The 14,418-nt window shown below is 32.5% G+C and carries 13 protein-coding genes; 10 read left to right on the top strand and 3 right to left on the bottom strand.

Annotation, left to right across the window (positions count from 1 at the left end; genetic code table 11):
• Position 1: 1 nt before the first annotated feature.
• Positions 2-697 carry a glycoside hydrolase family 78 protein gene (locus IEW40_RS11070; RefSeq protein WP_188618167.1) on the top strand — a complete coding sequence of 232 codons (696 nt, stop codon included), beginning with the start codon at positions 2-4 and terminating at the stop codon, positions 695-697.
• Between the two features lie 21 nt (positions 698-718).
• A complete protein-coding gene (locus IEW40_RS11065) occupies positions 719-2,899 on the top strand; it encodes an FN3 associated domain-containing protein (protein WP_188618166.1) in 2,181 nt (726 codons plus the stop codon).
• 52 nt (positions 2,900-2,951) lie between these two features.
• Here the strand turns inward: IEW40_RS11065 and IEW40_RS11060 are convergent, their stop codons facing one another.
• The 3 genes from IEW40_RS11060 to pfkA all read right to left on the bottom strand — a co-directional run bounded on the left by IEW40_RS11060 (position 2,952) and on the right by pfkA (position 5,798).
• Positions 2,952-3,572 carry a DUF4919 domain-containing protein gene (locus IEW40_RS11060; RefSeq protein WP_188618165.1) on the bottom strand — a complete coding sequence of 207 codons (621 nt, stop codon included), beginning with the start codon at positions 3,570-3,572 and terminating at the stop codon, positions 2,952-2,954.
• A gap of 190 nt (positions 3,573-3,762) precedes the next feature.
• Entirely contained in the window at positions 3,763-4,767 is a 1,005-nt protein-coding gene (gap, locus tag IEW40_RS11055; protein WP_188618164.1) for a type I glyceraldehyde-3-phosphate dehydrogenase, read from the bottom strand.
• A gap of 44 nt (positions 4,768-4,811) precedes the next feature.
• On the bottom strand, positions 4,812-5,798 hold the full coding sequence (pfkA, locus tag IEW40_RS11050; RefSeq protein ID WP_188618163.1) for a 6-phosphofructokinase: 987 nt from the start codon (positions 5,796-5,798) through the stop codon (positions 4,812-4,814).
• A gap of 109 nt (positions 5,799-5,907) precedes the next feature.
• Here pfkA and IEW40_RS11045 point away from each other — a divergent pair, with 109 nt between their 5' ends.
• From IEW40_RS11045 to IEW40_RS11010, 8 genes are all read left to right on the top strand, one after another.
• Entirely contained in the window at positions 5,908-6,258 is a 351-nt protein-coding gene (locus IEW40_RS11045) for a hypothetical protein (protein WP_188618162.1), read from the top strand.
• Between the two features lie 42 nt (positions 6,259-6,300).
• On the top strand, positions 6,301-8,682 hold the full coding sequence (locus IEW40_RS11040; protein WP_188618161.1) for a TonB-dependent receptor: 2,382 nt from the start codon (positions 6,301-6,303) through the stop codon (positions 8,680-8,682).
• A 31-nt stretch (positions 8,683-8,713) separates the two neighbouring features.
• Complete coding sequence (locus IEW40_RS11035) at positions 8,714-9,280, top strand: hypothetical protein (RefSeq protein ID WP_188618160.1); 567 nt, start codon at positions 8,714-8,716, stop codon at positions 9,278-9,280.
• 128 nt (positions 9,281-9,408) lie between these two features.
• The gene (locus IEW40_RS11030) at positions 9,409-10,743 is read left to right on the top strand and encodes a trigger factor (RefSeq protein WP_188618159.1); all 1,335 of its coding nucleotides are present in this window, start codon (positions 9,409-9,411) and stop codon (positions 10,741-10,743) included.
• Between the two features lie 163 nt (positions 10,744-10,906).
• Complete coding sequence (locus tag IEW40_RS11025) at positions 10,907-12,664, top strand: tetratricopeptide repeat-containing sensor histidine kinase (protein ID WP_188618158.1); 1,758 nt, start codon at positions 10,907-10,909, stop codon at positions 12,662-12,664.
• Positions 12,665-12,666: 2 nt separating this feature from the next.
• Positions 12,667-13,314 carry a response regulator gene (locus IEW40_RS11020; RefSeq protein ID WP_373283797.1) on the top strand — a complete coding sequence of 216 codons (648 nt, stop codon included), beginning with the start codon at positions 12,667-12,669 and terminating at the stop codon, positions 13,312-13,314.
• A 10-nt stretch (positions 13,315-13,324) separates the two neighbouring features.
• Positions 13,325-13,633, top strand: coding sequence for a hypothetical protein (locus IEW40_RS11015; protein WP_188618156.1), 309 nt, complete (start codon positions 13,325-13,327; stop codon positions 13,631-13,633).
• 77 nt (positions 13,634-13,710) lie between these two features.
• The gene (locus tag IEW40_RS11010) at positions 13,711-14,415 is read left to right on the top strand and encodes a hypothetical protein (protein WP_188618155.1); all 705 of its coding nucleotides are present in this window, start codon (positions 13,711-13,713) and stop codon (positions 14,413-14,415) included.
• The last annotated feature ends 3 nt before the right edge of the window (positions 14,416-14,418 follow it).

Genomic DNA, 14,418 nt, shown 5'->3' with positions numbered 1-14,418 from the left:
AATGAAAACGAATATATTATCTCTTATTTCAGCTGGTTTAATTATGGTTGCTTGCGGTGGCAGCGGTGGAGATGATCCTGCTCCGGTACCTAATACACCTCCTTCAGTTCCTACATTGGTGGGGCCTACTGATAAAAGTTTGTGTATCAGTAATCTATTAAGTTTTACTTGGAACAAATCTACCGATTCACAAAATGATGCCATTACCTATCAAATACAAGTTGCTACAGATAATCAATTTACGCAAATTGTAAATACGGCAAATGTTTCAGATAATGTCTACAGCATAACTCTAGATAAAGGAAAAGCCTACTATTGGCGAGTAAAAGCTACCGATTCTAAAAATGCAAGTAGTGATTATTCTTCAACCTTTAGCTTATATACCGAAGCTACAGCTACTACCAATCATTTACCATTTATGCCAGAATTGGTAAGACCAAATTATGATGCCAGTGTAGCAACAACAGTAGACCTAGAATGGAATGCCTCTGATGTTGATGCTTCAGATGTTTTAAGTTATGATGTTTTTTGGGGAACAGATAAAAATAATTTAAGCACATCTAAGACCAATCTTTCTACTAAAACAACTCAGTTATCAGGATTACAATCTGCTACTACTTATTATTGGAAAGTAATCGTAAAAGATAATAAAGGCGGTGAAACCATCGGCCAAACTTGGAGTTTTAAAACAAATTAACTGTATATTATAAATTGACTTATGAAGAAAATTTTAACTTTAATTGGCTTTGTATTTATGTTCAGTGCAGAATACAAAGCTCAAGATTACATTGATGATGTAATGCTTCAATCGTTCGGTTGGGATGAATTTCAACAGCCTAGAATTACTACCGATGGAAGTTTTTATGAATTTTTAGGCTCTAGAGCTGGTAACCTAAAGGCTGTAGGCTTTGATATGGTATGGCTTCCTCCTGCAAGTGCTTCTACAGGTGGTGTGGGATATTTCCCAACCCAGCTTTTTAATTTTTCTCAAACTTCTTGGGGCTCAGAAACTCAATTGAAAAAAATGCTTACTAACATGAACGCAAAGGGAATATATCCTATTGCAGATGTAGTAGTCAATCACAGAAGCGGAACTACAAGCTGGACAGATTTTACCAACCCAACTTGGGGTTGCGAAACCATTTGTAGTGATGATGAAGCTTCGAGCGGCTCTTATGTAGGATGTAGACCTTCTGGTGCACCAGATACTGGTGAAAGATTTGATGGTTCTAGAGACTTAGACCATACTAATGTTACCGTTCAAAATGGGGTAAAAGAATTTTTATCGAGGCTTAAAGCTCTTGGATATAAAGGATGGAGATGGGATGTTGCTAAAGGATTTTCACCTTATTATTTTGGGAATTATATTCAAGACAGCCAGCCATATTATTCAGTAGGTGAATTTTGGGATGGTAATATGAATAATCTTAAAAACTGGATCAACGGAACTTATGGAGGCGGTATAAATGCTAGCACGACCGTTTCTGGAGTTTTTGATTTTTCTCTTTATTATACTTTGTCTGGAGCGCTTTCTGGAAATAATTTTTCAAGTCTGAATTCTTCTGGTAATAGCATGGCTGGACTTGCAGGGCAATATGGTTTTAGTGAAAAAGCAGTAACTTTTATTGATAATCATGATACATTTGTAAAGCCAGAAGCCATTTTGGGAGCTAATTTAATGAAAGGATATGCTTATATTCTTACTCATCCAGGTATTCCGTGTGTTTTTGCACCACATTACTATGGAGGCTCTTATACTAAAGATGGTGTTACTAGAGTCTACTCAGACAATGTGCACGCTATTAATAAGTTAATGGCAGTAAGAAAAGCCAATCAAATAGATGCTTATAGTTATGCAGTGGTAGATCAAGCAGGTTCTGGTTTATATGCAGCTTACATTAAGAGAAGATATTCTGATAGTAGCCCAGTGGTAGCTGTTAAAATAGGAAATAATTCTTGGAGTCCAACAGGAGCTGGATGGAATTTAGTAACTTCTGGAACTGATTATGCAGTTTGGTCTAAAGCAGAGGTAAATGCTCCGCCTGTTGTAGCTATTTCTCCTTCTAGTAGAAGTATGTCACTTGGAACTTCGCAGACGATTACTATAGCAGCTTCAGATGATAGCGGTAACGCACCTACAATTAGATACACCACTGATGGCTCAGAACCTACTTCATCATCTACTATTTATACAGCACCGTTCAATATAAATTCTAGTACTACACAAGCAATTACTGTAAAAGCGGCTGCTTTTGACGCTCAAGGTTTGTCTTCAGGAACTGTAGAAAGAGTTTATCAATATCAATCAGGTATTGTTATCAGATTTAAACCACCTACTAGTACTCCTAATTGGCCATTACCTAAAATACATTATTGGGCTGAACAACCTGTGGCATCTGTGCCTACAGCAGTATGGGCTACTCCTATTGATATGACAGCAGACCCAGTGAATTCGGGATGGTTTATGTACACATTCCCAAATGTTACTCAGATAAGTTTCTTATTCAGAGATGGCAATAGTACGGGGACACTAGGTGTAACTAAGACGGCAGATATTACTAATGTTACTCAAAGTACTGCGTATGAATGGGATCCTACCTCATCTACTTATGTGAAAATTAATTCTACATTAGCTACCAATGAGGTTAAAGTAAATAATGCTTCGCTAGTACTTTTGCAGAATCCTGTAGAAAATGGATTGGCAGAAATTAGATTTAGCAACGCTAAAAATGGTATTGTAACGATTTTAGATGTTTCAGGCAAACTTCTTAAAACTCAGAAATTATCCAAAGTTAGCGGTGATGAAAAAATTTCTGTATCTGGTCTTAAATCGGGTTTATATATTTTACAATTAAAATCAGATCAAGGAACTTCTACAGTGAAGATGATGATTAAATAATGTTAATCTAATTATAATAAAAAAGCCTTCCAATTTTTTTGGAAGGCTTTTTTTAGAATTTCGTATCATATATTACATTGATGTAAATTTTTTTTCCGTTCTCATCCCAGATATCATACATTCCATCTTTTGAAGGTTTAGAGATTCTTTTCATTAGGCTTGCATTTTTTTTAAGAATAGCTAATAAGATATATTCATCAGTTACTGAATTGGTTAGAAATGCAGTTTTTTCGGTTTTGCCATCGCCAGAAGAGAGTATTGCGTCTATCATTTTTGTGAATTGCGCTGAATAGTGATTTAATTTGGTGCTGTTGCCTTGGATTTTGTAGTAAGCTTCCATAATAATGCTTATAGTTTCTAGGTCTGTAGGGGTGTTTTTTAGAATTTCCTCAGCCAGTTCTATAGATTTTTGATAGTTCTCTTCTTTGAATGTTTTTCTTAACTCATCAGCTTTTTTATAATCTACTGAAACTTTATTTCCATAATAAAGATGTCTAGATTCTATACTGTCTAGTTGAATAGGTAATCCTTTAAATTTAACTAATAATTTTTCTTGATTATAGTCTGAAGATTTTTTTTCTAAATTTTTTTTAATTTCATTTAAGTTCACATTTTGAGCAATTAATGTGATATGGCTTGCAAATAGGGTGAAAAGTAAAATCAATTTTTTCATAAGAAGTTGTTTTTTTGGTGAATTAAAAATATTCAATATTAAAATATGTTTTTATTAAGGATAGGTTGTGTTATTTATACTTTTATCTATATTTTCAAAATTATAAAAATTAAAATCATTTTTTAATTTTATTTATAAAAAAAACTCCTGAAAAAATCAGGAGTTCTATCATCTATAAGTTTCGTAAATACTATAGAGAAGCAGAGTGTACTAGCAAATCTGTTAATTTGTTAGAATATCCCCATTCATTATCATACCAAGAAACTAGTTTTACAAATGTTGGAGAAAGCATGATACCAGCATCTTTGTCAAAGATAGATGTTCTAGCATCTGTTACGAAATCTTGAGAAACTACTAAATCTTCAGTGTATCCTAAGATTCCTTTTAATTCACCTTCAGAAGCAGCTTTAATAGCAGCCGCGATTTCGTCGTATGAAGTTGGTTTTTCTAATCTTACAGTAAGGTCAACTACAGAAACGTCTGCAGTAGGAACTCTGAAAGACATACCTGTTAATTTTCCGTTAAGAGAAGGAATTACTTTACCTACTGCTTTAGCAGCACCAGTAGAAGAAGGAATAATGTTGGTAAGAGCAGCTCTACCACCTCTCCAGTCTTTTAAAGATGGTCCGTCTACAGTTTTTTGAGTAGCTGTAGTAGCATGTACAGTTGTCATAAGACCTTCTAGAATTCCGAAGTTATCATGAATTACTTTTGCTAATGGAGCAAGACAGTTAGTAGTACAAGAAGCGTTTGAGAAGATTTTTACATCATCTGTAAGTGTAGTGTGGTTTACCCCCATTACAAACATTGGAGTATCATCTTTAGAAGGAGCAGAAAGAACTACTTTTTTAGCACCAGCATTAATGTGAGCTTGAGCAGTTTCTTTTGATAAGAATAGACCTGTAGATTCTACAATATATTCTGCACCTACTTCATTCCATTTTAAATTGTTAGGATCTCTTTCAGCAGTTACACGAATAGTTTTACCATTTACTACTAGGTTATTCCCCTCTACAGAAACTTCACCATTGAATTTTCCGTGTACTGAATCATACTTTAGCATATAAGCCATATATTCTGCATCGATTAGGTCATTAATTCCTACTACTTCGATGTTTTCTCTTTCAGTCATTGCTCTGAACACTAAACGACCAATTCTACCGAATCCGTTGATTCCTACTTTAATTGTTGACATATTCTAAATTTTTTAAAATTTTGTTAATTAATTATTTTATTGACTTACATTGCAAGGACTTCAGAAATCTGCAGTAAGTCTTGATTTATTTCATTGTGTTTTGTGATAGCATCTTCTATAGGAGTGAAGACCAAGTCATTAGATCTGATGCCAGCCATTACATTGGTAAGTCCTTTCATAAGTCCTATTACTGCACCAAAACCTAATCTACTAGCTAAAACTCTATCAGCGCAACTAGGAGCACCACCTCTCTGGATATGTCCTAATATAGATACTCTGATGTCATAATCAGGGAATTTTTCTTTGGTTTTCTTGGCTAAATCATAAGTTGAGGCTAGTTGTTCTCCTTCGGCCACAATTACAATACTTGAAGTTTTTCCTCTTTTTTGTGCTTTTTCAAAAGTTTCGAACATTTGTTCTAGGCTATCTTTTTGTTCAGGGATTAAAATGTCTAGTGCACCTGTTGCAATACCACTATTTAATGCAATAAAACCTGCGTCTCTTCCCATAACTTCTACAAAGAAAACTCTGCTATGCGAAGTGGCGGTATCTCTAATTTTATCAATTGCATCAATTGCTGTGTTAAGAGCTGTATCATAACCTATGGTAAAGTCTGTACCGAAAATATCATTATCAATAGTACCAGGTACTCCTAATACTTTAATTCCGAATTCTTCACTGAATTTAAGAGCTCCGGTAAAAGTACCATCTCCACCAATGCATACCAAAGCATCTATATTATGAGCTACACATTGTTCATAAGCTTTTTTTCTTCCTTCTGGAGTTCTAAATTCTGCAGAACGAGCAGAACGCAAAATTGTTCCTCCTAGATTAATGATGTTGCTTACAGAACGAGGTCCCATTTTTGTGAAATTCCCTTCTATAAGACCAGTATAGCCTCCTCTTATTCCCACGCATTCTATTTTATAATAGTGAGCGGTTCTTACCACTGCTCTTATTGCCGCATTCATTCCCGGAGCGTCTCCACCCGAAGTGAGAACTCCGATTTTTTTCAACGTTGTGTTACCCATAGCTTTTTAATTTGACACGCAAATTTACAAAATATTAAGACAAGTAAATTATGTTTTTGGTCATATTTAATGTAACATTAATAAGAAAATTTTCTTAAGTTTGCAAAAGATGAAAACTTTTATAATAAAACAACGAAAATTAGTATCCTTGCTATTGGTTGGGGTATATACTTTTGCTGTTTTATTAGCTGGCTATTTTCATGAGCATTCTGTCTTTAAGGGTAGTTTTCCTGACTTAAAAACCTCTACCAAAAAAATTGTATCTGCTAATGAGAATTCTACAGAAAGTTGCTTTAATCTTCACAATTCTCAGATTTTAATTGGAGATGTTATTTCTTTTGATAACTATGAAATTCACGAAAATCTAGTTATAAGAGAATCTCATTCTTACTATAATTTTTCTTATTCTAAGGAAAATATTGTTTTCTTTTCTCTTCGTGCGCCTCCTACTGTAGGATAATATAGCACAATTTTTAAATTTCAACTAAATTTTTTTGAATCAATGAAAAAATATTTTTCATGGATTATCCTATTTTACAGTATCTTTTTGTTTGCTCAGAACTATACCGTGAAAGGTAAAATATCCGATTTTCATAATAAAATTTCCATACCCAATGCAGAAGTTTTATTAGGGAAAAACACCACAAGAACCAATGATAAAGGAGAATTTGTGTTCAACCAAATTCCAAAAGGAACTTACGTTTTAAAAGTTTCTAAATCTGATTTTGATGAGTTTACTGAGTCTGTCTCAGTAGATAAAGACCTATTTCTATCCATTAACCTAGAGCTGCATTCTAAAGAAATAGAAACGGTTAGCTTACACGCTAATCATAAAAGCAGTGGTTCTATGGTAGTTAAAACTCTAGAAAAAGTAGAGATTGAGAAAAACTCTACCAGTAATTTAGGCAATTTATTATCTAGTATTTCTGGAGTTTCTGCCCTCAAAACAGGAAATAATATTGCAAAACCTATCATCCACGGCTTGTACGGAAGTAGAATAGCCATAATAAATAATGGGGTAAAACTAGCAGAACAAGAGTGGGGAGTAGAGCATGCGCCTAATGTAGATGTTAGCAATTTTGAGCATATTGATGTGATAAAAGGGGCTTCAGCGCTTAAATATAGTGGCGATGCTGTAGGTGGTGTGGTAGATTTAAAACCAGAAATTTTACCCAAAAAAGACACCATAAAAGGAAATGCAAATATTTATGGAATATCTAATGGTAAAGGACTTGGTGTAGATTTAAACATAGTTAAAAGTTGGAAAAATGGCTGGGCAGTAAAAACAGGTGGTAAAATTGAGAAGCTTGGAGACCAAAATACTCCAGATTATAATCTAATGAATACTGGGATGGATTTTTCATCTTTTAATTTTACACTACAAAAAAATGAATTTAAAAAAGGAATTTCTTTTGATTATTTCTTAACCAATCAAAATATTGGCATTTACAGAGGTTCTCATATTGGGAATTTAGAAGATTTTTATAATGCTATTAATTCTCAGGTGCCTATCTATACTGGTGATTTTTCTTATCAGATAGACAATCCGAGACAAGAGATAGAGCATCATATTATGAAAATATCGACCTACAAAAGATATGAAAAATTGGGAAAAATTTCTGCAACTTATAGCTTTCAATTCAATCATAGAAAAGAATATGACATTAGGAGAGGAGAGCTAAAGGCACTACCATCACTTGACTTAGAATTACTTACTCATCAATTAAATGTAGAAAATTTAATAGAAAGAGCTCATTGGACTTTAGAATCGGGAGTTGCAGGAAGTTTTCAAAATAACTATTCAGACCCTGCTACCAAAGCAAGAAGATTAATTCCTAATTATGATAAATATTCTGGCGGAATTTTTTCTGTCTTTAAATATAAATTGAATCATCATTGGAATGCAGAAGCTGGTGCAAGGTTTGACTATAACTATTATGATGTAACCAAATGGTATGACAAGAGTGATTGGGAAAAACTATATGCCAATCTTTATCCTCAGTTCTATGTAAGAACCAATGCAAATAGAGTGCTTACAAGGCCTAAATTAGATTATCAAAACCTATCGCTGAATGCTGGTGTAGAATATATCTCTACTTCCAGAGACTTTATTGTAAAAATGAATTATGCTAAAGCTTCTAGAACACCCAATATTGCAGAGTTGTTTTCAGACGGATTGCATCATTCTGCGGCAATTATAGAGGTAGGAAATCTTTCGATGAAGAATGAGGTCAGTCATCAATTTAACTTAGTTATAGATTCTAAAATTCATTTCTTAGAAGGTCTGCAACTTTCTTTTAATCCTTATGTATCATTTAATAAGAATTTTATCAATCAAATTCCTACAGGGGTGCAAAATACCATAAGAGGTGTTTTCCCAGTGTGGACTTATCAACAGATAGATGCACTGATGTACGGTGCAGATTTAGATGTAATCTTACATTTCTCTCCAGAATTTTCTTACAAAGGAAGAGCAAGTTATGTTTACGGACAAGATAATACCAATAATGAACCATTGATATTGATGATGCCGTCTAATTTTTCTAATGCCTTACATTTTACCAAAGAAAAGTGGAATGGGTTCTATTTTAATCTAGAAAATCAAATTTTTTCTTATCAAAATAGATTTCCGATACACAATGCAGAAATTACTTTGTATGAAAACGGACAAGACGTTACGAAAACTGTAGACTTAAGCACACCTCCGAAAGCTTACTCATTATGGAACGTTCAAATAGGATTTAATATCACAAAAAATCTTTCTACTGGGCTTATTGTAAATAACGCATTGAATGAAAATTATAGAGATTACCTCAATAGAATGAGGTTTTTTGCCGCAGATTTAGGTAGAAATTTTATCCTCAACTTCAGATATAAATTTTAAATAATATTAAAAAAATAAACAAATCAAAAAAATGAAAAACAAATTTAATTTAAAAAAACTAGCAAGCGTTTTAGCTGTTTTATTTCTAGCATTAACAGTGGTTTCTTGTCAAAGAGATGAAGAAGAAGATGACCTACCACAAGAAGAACTGACTAATATTTTACTTAATGTGAAAGATTTATCTACCAATATGGTTAGTACTTACAATTATAGTGTAGGCTCAGGAGCTGCGCCTGCCATCAAGTTAGCAGATGGTAAATCTTATGAAGTGGAAATGGTATTCAAAAACGGTAATGAAGATGTAACTCAGGAAATTAAAGATGCCAAAGATGAACATTTTTTAACATTTGATTTTCCAAAATCTTCTGTTACATTAAATAGAATAGATGATGCTAGCTCTACCAGAACAGATGGTAAAAAAGTAGGGTTAAAAACAAAATGGGATGTAACCAAAGTGGTGAATTCTTCTTCGCCAGTGGTTAAAGTGTCTCTTTATCATGAGTCAGCTACTGTAAGTGAATCTCTTAATGGTACAGTTTGGGGAAGTCAAACTGGAGGAGAAACAGATGCTGAAGCAACTTTCGGATTAAGCAATTAATCATAGCAAATTTAATCTTTAGTAATTGACCGTCAGTTTTGGCGGTCTTTTTTATGATAAAAATGATGCTTAAGTTGTTGTAAATCCGTAAAAAATCATTACTTTTGCAACTCAAAATTTTTAACAAGATGAATGTTACAAGAACCAATCATGATGAAGTAAGTGCTTTACTTACAGTAACTTTAAATAAATCTGATTACAAAGACAAAGTAGAAAAAACTTTGATTAACTATGCTAAAAATGCTACCGTTCCTGGTTTTAGAAAAGGAAAAGTGCCATTGAGCATGGTGAAAAAACAATACGAAGCTGGTATCGCTTTCGAAGAAATCAATAAACAAGTTTCTGAGGCTCTTAACAACTATGTAAACGAAAATAATCTAAAACTAGTTGGTCAGCCAGTTCCTGTACCAATGAATGAATTAGATTATAATGCTGATGAACTTTCTGTAGGTTTTGAAATCGGGTATGAACCAGAATTTTCTATTGACTTATCCTCTTACGAAGCACCTCACTATAAAGTAGAAGCTTCTGAAAAAGAAATCAATACAAGCATCGAAAACATGCAAAAAAGATTTGCAGAAAAAGATGCTCAAGAAAAAATAACCAAAGATTCTTATGTAGCTCTTTCTATTGCTCAGGTTGTAGAAGCAGATGCCGAAGTAGAGCACAATCACCCACCAAAACAAGTGACCGTTTCTGCTGAACAAAAAGAAGGTTTTGCTCTTGTAAAAGGTAGCAAAGTAGGTGATGTAATCAAATTGACTAAAACTCAGTTGACTGAAAATGAAGACTTAGCAAAGTCTCTTAGTTATGATGCTCACGAATTGGGTCACATTCACCACGAAAATTTAGAAGCTACTGTAGTTGAAATTTTCAAATTAAACCTTGCAGAACTTAATCAAGAATTATTTGATAAAGTATATGGCGAAGGTAATATTACTTCTGAAGAAGAACTTAGAAATAGAGTGAAAACAGAATTAGATGAATATTTCCAACAAAATGCTGATGTACATTTCGTGAATAAAATCTTAGAAAAAATCAGTGAAAAAGAAGAAGTACAACTTCCTGAGGCTTTCTTGGTTAAATGGTTAATGTTCTCTAATCAAAATATTACTTCTGAAGCTCAGGCTCAAGAAATCTTAGAAGCTGAAAAATCAATCATTAAAAACCAAATTATCGAAGGTAAATTGCTAAATGATAATGAGGTTAAAATAGATTATACAGATGTTTTAGCTCAGGCAGAAGTATTGGTAAATAATCAATTAGCAATGTACGGTATTCACAATCTTCCGCAAGAAGAAGTACAAAAATATGCTGTAGAAATGCTAAAACAAGAAGAGCAAGTAAGACAAATTTCTCAAGAAGTAGCAATGAACAAGCTAAAAGAAGTGATTTTAGAGAAATCTAAAAAGAAAGAAACTAAAATTTCTCATGATAAATTTTTAGAAGAACTTAAAAAGTAATTCTTTAGAAATTATAAATACAACTCCCGATTCATATGATTCGGGAGTTTTTTTATGGAAAAATACGACCTTGTTCGTATTACTATTTCAGATTTCAATGTAGAAATTTGCTTCTGTGTCATGTCTACATTTTTTATAAATTAGACTATGAAAAACTTTTAGAATGAAACGAAGCTATACTTTAATGTTTTTTTTAATTTCCTTTTTATGTTTTGCCCAAAAGCCAGAGATAAAAAAAATAGATTCTATTAACAATCTTCCGTTTGAGGTAAGGCTAAAAGATGCCTCCATTTTAGATAAAGTTTATCTAAAAAACGCAGAAAATGCGGCAAAAATCAATTATGATTTGGGAGAGGCAAAATCTTACAGCAATTTGAGTTTGGTATATTATTATCAAGGTAAATATGAAAAAGATTTATCATATTCTCTAAAGGCAATTCGTATTTTCGAAAAAATAAATGATTTAGAAAACCTTTCTTTAGAATGGGGTGAACTAGGCTACAGAATGAAAAAAAGAAACCTAGAAAAGGCAATATTCTATATGCAAAAAGCGAAATATATCGCCGAAAAAAATAATCTTAGAAAACCTCTGCTCAGTATTTACAATAATTACGGAGTGTTAAAGGAAATGAAAAAAGAATATGACAGCGCTCTTTTCTTTTACAACAAAGGCTTGGCTTTGAAGCAAAGGATTAAAGACCAAGTAGGCATTCCGTATAGTTTAAATAATATTGCAGGTGTTTTTGTCCTCAGAAAACAATATGACCAAGCCGAAGATCATTACAAAAAAGCTCTGGAAATAAGAAAAAAAATAAATGATACGGTAGGCATCGCAGAGAATTATTCTTATCTCGGAGATTTATATTTGTCTAAAGATGATTGTAAAAAAGCTATAGATTTTTACAAAAATTCTCTAGAGATTACAGATAAATATAAATATGTGGGCTTATCACAAGATTCTTACAAAAAAATATCAGAATGCTATGAATCTTTGAATGATTATAAAAATGCATTAGCTACTTATAAAAAACACGCAGCACTTAATGATAGTATTCTGAACCACGAAACCAATTCTAAAATAGCAGAGCTAGAAGTAAAATTTGATACTAACGAGAAAGAAAAACAGCTTCTACAACAAGAATCAGAAATAGAAACTTCTAGAATTAAAGTAACAGTAGCTATTGTTTTTGCAATTTTGACTTCTATTATTGGCTTTCTTTTTTATCGTCAACAAAGACTTAAAAACAAACAACAAAATCAGCAATTCGAACTGAAATCTGCCATGGCGCAAATAGAAAGTCAGAATAAATTACAAGAACAAAGACTGTCTATTTCTAGAGATTTGCACGATAATATAGGTGCGCAACTCACCTTTATTATTTCGTCTTTAGAAAATACCAAATTTGGGATTCCTAATTTAGATACGGCAGTAGAAAAACGCCTCGAAAAAATAAGCGATTTTACCAGAAATACCATCGTAGAACTTCGGGATACCATTTGGGCGATGAACAAAGAAGATTTTACGATGGAAGACCTTAGCTCTAGAATTTTCAATTTTGTAGAGCAAGCACAATCTGCTAATCAAAATATTAAATTTAATTTCAGTATTGATGAAGAACTTAAACTCAAAGAATTTTCGTCTGTGGTAGGTGTTAATCTTTACAGAACCATACAAGAAGCAGTAAATAATGCGATGAAACACGCCGAAGCCAATCATATAATCATTAATGCAGAAAAATTTTCAGAAGGTTTAAAAATCGAAATCAAGGATGATGGAAAAGGTTTTGATAAAGAAAATACAGACTTAGGAAACGGACTGCTAAATATGAAAAAAAGAATAGAAGAAATAGGAGGCGTCTTAGCTATAATTTCTGACATAGGAAAAGGAACTCTTGTAAATGTAGAACTTCAAAATTTATGAAAATGATTAAAATTGCTATAGTAGATGATAACCTTTTTTTACAAAAAACCATCCAAGAAAAACTCTCTTTTTTTGAAGATATTTCTATAAAATCTAAATCTCTGAATGGTAAAGAATTATTACAGAAATTAGAGAAAAATTCAAACTTAGATTTGGTTTTGATGGATATAGAAATGCCGGAAATGAATGGTGTAGAAACCACCGCCGAGGTAAAAAAAAGATATCCACACATCAAAATCATTATGCTAACCGTTTTTGATAATGACGAGAATATTTTTAAATCCATAAAAGCTGGTGCAGATGGTTATTTGCTAAAAGAAATTAATCCTCAGGAATTGTACAATGCCATCATAGAAACACTTTCTGGTGGTGCTGCTATGACGCCTTCTATTGCGCTAAAAACGCTAAAATTACTTCGCGAACCTCAGATTTTCGAAACGGAGGAAGAAAAAGAACAGATAAAACTTACTTCTAGAGAAATTCAGGTTTTGGAACAATTAAGCAAAGGTCTGAAATATGATGTAATTGCAGAAAACCTTATTCTTTCTAAAGGAACGATTAGAAAGCACGTAGAAAATATTTACGCTAAATTACAGGTTCATAATAAGTTAGAGGCAATTCATATTGCGAAAAAAAATAATTTAATTTAAAAATTCAGCCATGAAGAAACTATTATTTCTATTTTCTTTGTTGATTTTAATTTCTATTTCAGCTCAAAATAAAAGTGATTCTGTGCTTAAAGTGAACGGGAAACCAATTGAAGCAAAATCCATCAACAAAGTAAATCTAGATTCTATAAAAATTGGTGAAAAAATAGAACAGCCAAGATTAGATTCTAATTATGATATTGCAGTTTATACTGTAAAAGAAATATATCGTAAAAACCCTATTGTTACTGTATTTTTCTCAATCATTGTATTGGGAGGGATTTTCAAATTTCTTGTAAGAATTTTCAAAAAGAAGAATTAACATAATATACGATTTTTTCCGTATTTACTTACTTGTTTCTAACTCATACTTTTACATTATTATAATACCTAAAAACTATGAAAAGAAACTTTTATCTGTCTGTAATTCTGTTAATTGTATTTTCAGGATTTTCTACTTTTTCTTTTGCTCAAAGAAAAACTTCACTCAAATTTAATTTCGGAACTTCTTTTTCTAAACCTGATGACGAATTAGGAACTGTTGCCAAAAAAGGAAAATCTATGCAACCTACAATTAGCGTAGAAGCAGGAAGGTTAATTAACTACGGTTCGTCTAATTATGGGATAAGAGTGGCTGCTGTAGGAGGTTTGGATTACGCTAATTTTTTATCAAATGATGCTACCACAGTTCTTAAAACCACCATTACAAGTGTAAAAGGTAGAGTGTATCCTATTTCTTACAACGGTTCTGTAGAAAAGGCTTTGGATAATGCAAAATCTAGCAATAATTTTCTTGGAGATTTAGGAATGGGATTATTAATTTACAGTTTTGTAAATAGTTTTCACGTAGATTATGGTGTTGGCTTTGGGAAAATTGTAGAAAGTTCTAATATAGACGACCCAAATTTTGCAGAAGAAACCGTCAATAGAAATATGAGGTATTTCGGGTGGGGATTTCAGCCGCAAATTTATACTTCTGAAAGCGGAAAATGGAACGCAAACGCGTTTTTTGATTTTGGTAAATATAAATGGACAAACGGAAATGGAAACACATCTTCCATCAAAGCCAGTTCTTTAGGTTTTGGTTTTCAGTATAACTTTTAAAAA

The sequence above is a fragment of the Cloacibacterium rupense genome, from assembly GCF_014645495.1.
GTDB classification, from domain to species: Bacteria; Bacteroidota; Bacteroidia; order Flavobacteriales; family Weeksellaceae; genus Cloacibacterium; species Cloacibacterium rupense.
Note: the sequence above shows the minus strand (reverse complement) of the source record. Positions and strands in the feature narration are given on the sequence as shown.

Bases quoted from the DNA above. Each gene is read 5' to 3' on its own strand.
- IEW40_RS11070 (WP_188618167.1), top strand. From the start codon at position 2: ATGAAAACGAATATATTATCTCTTATTTCAGCTGGTTTAATTATGGTT.
- IEW40_RS11065 (WP_188618166.1), top strand. From the start codon at position 719: ATGAAGAAAATTTTAACTTTAATTGGCTTTGTATTTATGTTCAGTGCA.
- IEW40_RS11060 (WP_188618165.1), bottom strand. From the start codon at position 3,572: ATGAAAAAATTGATTTTACTTTTCACCCTATTTGCAAGCCATATCACA.
- gap (WP_188618164.1), bottom strand. From the start codon at position 4,767: ATGTCAACAATTAAAGTAGGAATCAACGGATTCGGTAGAATTGGTCGT.
- pfkA (WP_188618163.1), bottom strand. From the start codon at position 5,798: ATGGGTAACACAACGTTGAAAAAAATCGGAGTTCTCACTTCGGGTGGA.
- IEW40_RS11045 (WP_188618162.1), top strand. From the start codon at position 5,908: ATGAAAACTTTTATAATAAAACAACGAAAATTAGTATCCTTGCTATTG.
- IEW40_RS11040 (WP_188618161.1), top strand. From the start codon at position 6,301: ATGAAAAAATATTTTTCATGGATTATCCTATTTTACAGTATCTTTTTG.
- IEW40_RS11035 (WP_188618160.1), top strand. From the start codon at position 8,714: ATGAAAAACAAATTTAATTTAAAAAAACTAGCAAGCGTTTTAGCTGTT.
- IEW40_RS11030 (WP_188618159.1), top strand. From the start codon at position 9,409: ATGAATGTTACAAGAACCAATCATGATGAAGTAAGTGCTTTACTTACA.
- IEW40_RS11025 (WP_188618158.1), top strand. From the start codon at position 10,907: ATGAAACGAAGCTATACTTTAATGTTTTTTTTAATTTCCTTTTTATGT.
- IEW40_RS11020 (WP_373283797.1), top strand. From the start codon at position 12,667: ATGATTAAAATTGCTATAGTAGATGATAACCTTTTTTTACAAAAAACC.
- IEW40_RS11015 (WP_188618156.1), top strand. From the start codon at position 13,325: ATGAAGAAACTATTATTTCTATTTTCTTTGTTGATTTTAATTTCTATT.
- IEW40_RS11010 (WP_188618155.1), top strand. From the start codon at position 13,711: ATGAAAAGAAACTTTTATCTGTCTGTAATTCTGTTAATTGTATTTTCA.